The sequence below is a fragment of the Flavobacterium lotistagni genome (assembly GCF_011392125.1).
Lineage (GTDB): Bacteria > Bacteroidota > Bacteroidia > Flavobacteriales > Flavobacteriaceae > Flavobacterium > Flavobacterium lotistagni.
In genome coordinates, this window is sequence record NZ_JAAJBU010000022.1 from 1 (window position 1) to 5,404 (window position 5,404).

General features: G+C 48.5%; 2 tRNA genes and 3 rRNA genes. All 5 read left to right on the forward strand.

Going from position 1 to position 5,404, the window contains the following annotated elements:
- The first annotated feature begins 243 nt into the window (after nt 1-243).
- Nucleotides 244-1,757: ribosomal RNA gene (locus G4D82_RS14210) — 16S ribosomal RNA — on the forward strand.
- 92 nt (nt 1,758-1,849) lie between these two features.
- Nucleotides 1,850-1,923, forward strand: a tRNA-Ile gene (locus G4D82_RS14215).
- Nucleotides 1,924-2,064: 141 nt separating this feature from the next.
- Nucleotides 2,065-2,138, forward strand: a tRNA-Ala gene (locus G4D82_RS14220).
- A 137-nt stretch (nt 2,139-2,275) separates the two neighbouring features.
- Nucleotides 2,276-5,153, forward strand: a 23S ribosomal RNA gene (locus tag G4D82_RS14225).
- Nucleotides 5,154-5,287: 134 nt separating this feature from the next.
- Nucleotides 5,288-5,396 (forward strand): 5S ribosomal RNA (gene rrf / locus G4D82_RS14230).
- The 16S, 23S and 5S rRNA genes sit together here with 2 tRNA genes alongside, the layout of an rRNA operon.
- Nucleotides 5,397-5,404: the final 8 nt, after the last annotated feature.

The window sequence follows — 5,404 nt, forward strand, 5'->3', positions numbered from 1 at the left end:
AGGTTAGAGAAAATAAAATAAAAAATATTTTCAAAAAACCCTTGCAGAAGAAAAAAGAATCTTTACTTTTGCACCCGCTTTGAGAATGAAAGCGAAGAAAGAAGAAGAAACGTTCATAGACATATTGGATTGACAGCCGTCTTGATTTTGATGATCAAGACAGTAAAAGAGAGTAAGAGAATCGTAAGATTTGAATAATAAGCTAGATAGTCGTTAAAAAGATAGCAGTAATGCTAATAATATACGATGAAGAGTTTGATCCTGGCTCAGGATGAACGCTAGCGGCAGGCTTAACACATGCAAGTCGAGGGGTAATGGCTTTCGGGCCATGAGACCGGCGCACGGGTGCGTAACGCGTATGCAACCTACCTTTCACAGAGGGATAGCCCAGAGAAATTTGGATTAATACCTCATAGTATAACGAGATGGCATCATTTTGTTATTAAAGTTCCAACGGTGAAAGATGGGCATGCGTCCCATTAGCTAGATGGTAAGGTAACGGCTTACCATGGCAACGATGGGTAGGGGTCCTGAGAGGGAGATCCCCCACACTGGTACTGAGACACGGACCAGACTCCTACGGGAGGCAGCAGTGAGGAATATTGGTCAATGGGCGCAAGCCTGAACCAGCCATGCCGCGTGCAGGATGAAGCATCTATGGTGTGTAAACTGCTTTTGTACGGGAAGAAACACCGGTTCGTGAACCGGCTTGACGGTACCGTAAGAATAAGGATCGGCTAACTCCGTGCCAGCAGCCGCGGTAATACGGAGGATCCAAGCGTTATCCGGAATCATTGGGTTTAAAGGGTCCGTAGGCGGCCTTATAAGTCAGCGGTGAAATCTCCCGGCTCAACCGGGAAATGGCCATTGATACTGTAGGGCTTGAATTACTAGGAAGTAACTAGAATATGTAGTGTAGCGGTGAAATGCTTAGAGATTACATGGAATACCAATTGCGAAGGCAGGTTACTACTAGTTGATTGACGCTGATGGACGAAAGCGTGGGTAGCGAACAGGATTAGATACCCTGGTAGTCCACGCCGTAAACGATGGATACTAGCTGTTGGGAGTAATTTCAGTGGCTAAGCGAAAGTGATAAGTATCCCACCTGGGGAGTACGGGCGCAAGCCTGAAACTCAAAGGAATTGACGGGGGCCCGCACAAGCGGTGGAGCATGTGGTTTAATTCGATGATACGCGAGGAACCTTACCAAGGCTTAAATGTAGATTGACAGGTTTGGAAACAGACTTTTCTTCGGACAATTTACAAGGTGCTGCATGGTTGTCGTCAGCTCGTGCCGTGAGGTGTCAGGTTAAGTCCTATAACGAGCGCAACCCCTGTTGTTAGTTGCCAGCGAGTAGTGTCGGGAACTCTAACAAGACTGCCAGTGCAAACTGTGAGGAAGGTGGGGATGACGTCAAATCATCACGGCCCTTACGCCTTGGGCTACACACGTGCTACAATGGCCGGTACAGAGAGCAGCCACTTCGCAAGGAGGAGCGAATCTATAAAACCGGTCTCAGTTCGGATCGGGGTCTGCAACTCGACCCCGTGAAGCTGGAATCGCTAGTAATCGGATATCAGCCATGATCCGGTGAATACGTTCCCGGGCCTTGTACACACCGCCCGTCAAGCCATGGAAGCTGGGGGTGCCTGAAGTCGGTGACCGCAAGGAGCTGCCTAGGGTAAAACTGGTAACTAGGGCTAAGTCGTAACAAGGTAGCCGTACCGGAAGGTGCGGCTGGAACACCTCCTTTCTAGAGAAAGACGACACTAGTTTACAGATTGAAAAGGGTTTGATTACTCTCTGCTGTTGGTTCAAAATAAAAAGAAGTAAAGAAGAAAACAGAGTCTCGTAGCTCAGCTGGTTAGAGTACTACACTGATAATGTAGGGGTCGGCAGTTCGAGTCTGCCCGGGACTACTTTTTTTAGCTATCAGCTTTCAGCGGTCAGCTGTCAGCCTATAGAAAAGAAGCTGTTTTTTTTAATACTTAAGGAAATTTTAGAAGTTGGGCATCAACATCCGCTAACTGCTGATAGCTGATAGCTAACGGCTAATAAACGGGGGATTAGCTCAGCTGGCTAGAGCGCCTGCCTTGCACGCAGGAGGTCATCGGTTCGACTCCGATATTCTCCACAAAAAGCTGTCATCTGACAGCTATCAGCTATTAGCTGAGAACGTTCATTGACATATTGAGATAAGAAAATACAAACAAGTAGAAAGACACAGTTAAGGCTGTCGGCTGATAGCTGATAGCTGAAAGCTAAAAAGTACAATAAGCAAAATAAGGGCGTATGGGGGATGCCTAGGCTTCTGCAGGCGAAGAAGGACGTGATAAGCTGCGAAAAGCTACGGGGAGTGGCACACACGCATTGATCCGTAGATATCCGAATGGGGCAACCCAATACATTGAAGATGTATTACCTCGATAGAGGGGCGAACGCGCTGAACTGAAACATCTAAGTAGGCGTAGGAGAAGAAAACAAAAGTGATTCCGTAAGTAGTGGCGAGCGAACGCGGATTAGCCCAAACCAGTGGTGTTACGGCACAACTGGGGTTGTAGGACCACGACATTTCATGTACAAGGAACCGGAATAACCTGGAAAGGTTAACCAGAGAGGGTGATAGTCCCGTATGGGTAACAAGTATAATGGATAGTGGTATCCTGAGTAGGGCGGGGCACGTGAAACCCTGTCTGAATCTGGCGGGACCATCCGCTAAGGCTAAATACTCGCAGAAGACCGATAGTGAACCAGTACCGTGAGGGAAAGGTGAAAAGAACCGTGAATAACGGAGTGAAATAGATCCTGAAACCATACGCTTACAAGCGGTCGGAGCCCTTTTGTGGGGTGACGGCGTGCCTTTTGCATAATGAGCCTACGAGTTAACGTTGCTGGCAAGGATAAGCATTTAAGATGTGGATCCGTAGCGAAAGCGAGTCTGAATAGGGCGCTTAAGTCAGTAGTGTTAGACGCGAAACCGTGTGATCTACCCATGGGCAGGATGAAGCTGTGGTAACACACAGTGGAGGTCCGAACCGGTTGACGTTGAAAAGTCTTCGGATGACCTGTGGGTAGGGGTGAAAGGCCAATCAAACTCGGAAATAGCTCGTACTCCCCGAAATGCATTTAGGTGCAGCGCTGATGATAGTTATATAGAGGTAGAGCTACTGATTGGATGCGGGGGCTTCACCGCCTACCAATTCCTGACAAACTCCGAATGCTATATAATGTTTCACAGCAGTGAGGGCTTGGGTGCTAAGGTCCAAGTCCGAGAGGGAAAGAACCCAGACCATCAGCTAAGGTCCCCAAATGTATGTTAAGTTGAAAGAACGAGGTTTGTCTGCCCAGACAGCTAGGATGTTGGCTTGGAAGCAGCCATTCATTTAAAGAGTGCGTAACAGCTCACTAGTCGAGCGGACGAGCATGGATAATAATCGGGCATAAACATACTACCGAAGCTATGGATTTGTATTAATACAAGTGGTAGGGGAGCATTCTATCAGGGTTGAAGGTATCTCGTAAGGGGTGCTGGACTGGATAGAAAAGAAAATGTAGGCATAAGTAACGATAATGCGTGCGAGAAACACGCACACCGAAAGACTAAGGTTTCCGCAGCTATGCTAATCAGCTGCGGGTTAGTCGGGACCTAAGGCGCACCCGAAAGGGGAAGTCGATGGCCAACGGGTTAATATTCCCGTACTTGTTGTAATTGTGATGGGGTGACGCAGTGGTGAAAGCGCCGCGAACTGACGGAATAGTTCGTTGAAGCACTTAGCTATATTCTTTATAGGCAAATCCGTAGAGAATGGTGAAATGCGATAGTACTCGGAGTCTTCGGACAAAGAGATAGCGCGCCTAAAGGCTGCCAAGAAAAACCTCTAAACTTCAGATTACAACAACCCGTACCGTAAACCGACACAGGTAGTCGAGGAGAGAATCCTCAGGTGCTCGAGAGATTCATGGCTAAGGAATTAGGCAAAATAGACCTGTAACTTCGGGAGAAAGGTCGCCAGCGCAAGCTGGCCGCAGTGAAGAGGTCCAGGCGACTGTTTATCAAAAACACAGGGCTCTGCAAAATCGTAAGATGAAGTATAGGGCCTGACACCTGCCCGGTGCTGGAAGGTTAAGAGGAGATGTTATCTTCGGAGAAGCATTGAATTGAAGCCCCAGTAAACGGCGGCCGTAACTATAACGGTCCTAAGGTAGCGAAATTCCTTGTCGGGTAAGTTCCGACCTGCACGAATGGTGTAACGATCTGGACACTGTCTCAGCCATGAGCTCGGTGAAATTGTAGTAACGGTGAAGATGCCGTTTACCCGCAGTGGGACGAAAAGACCCTGTGCACCTTTACTATAGCTTAGTATTGACTTTGGATAAGTGATGTGTAGGATAGGTGGGAGACTTCGATCCTGCGTCGCCAGGCGTAGGTTAGTCATTGTTGAAATACCACCCTTTGCTTATCTGAAGCCTAACCCCATGCTGTGGGGGACAGTGCTTGGTGGGTAGTTTGACTGGGGTGGTCGCCTCCAAAAGAGTAACGGAGGCTTCTAAAGGTTCCCTCAGTACGCTTGGTAACCGTGCGAAGAGTGCAATGGCATAAGGGAGCTTGACTGAGAGACACACAGGTCGATCAGGTACGAAAGTAGAGCATAGTGATCCGGTGGTTCCGCATGGAAGGGCCATCGCTCAAAGGATAAAAGGTACGCCGGGGATAACAGGCTGATCTCCCCCAAGAGCTCATATCGACGGGGGGGTTTGGCACCTCGATGTCGGCTCGTCACATCCTGGGGCTGGAGAAGGTCCCAAGGGTTGGGCTGTTCGCCCATTAAAGTGGCACGCGAGCTGGGTTCAGAACGTCGTGAGACAGTTCGGTCTCTATCTACTGTGGGCGTTAGAAATTTGAGTGGATCTGATTCTAGTACGAGAGGACCGAATTGGACTGACCTCTAGTGTATCTGTTGTCCCGCCAGGGGCACCGCAGAGTAGCTACGTCGGGAAGGGATAAGCGCTGAAAGCATATAAGCGCGAAACCCACCACAAGATGAGATTTCTTTTAAGGGTCGTGGAAGATGACCACGTTGATAGGCTACAGGTGTAAAGGCAGTAATGTCATAGCCGAGTAGTACTAATAACCCGTAAGCTTATGTACGCTCCTCCGGCCCGCAAGGGCCGGAAGACACTTTCTAGATTGAATATTGTTTTTTTCTTTATCTCAGTATGTTAAGATATTTGCTCATCGCGAGCAGCTCAAAGCTGACAGCTGTCAGCCGAAAGCTAAAAACCTAAGGTGGTTATTGCGGCGGGGCTCACCTCTTCCCATCCCGAACAGAGAAGTTAAGCCCGCCTGCGCAGATGGTACTGCATTTTGTGGGAGAGTATGTCGTCGCCTTTTTAAGAGAA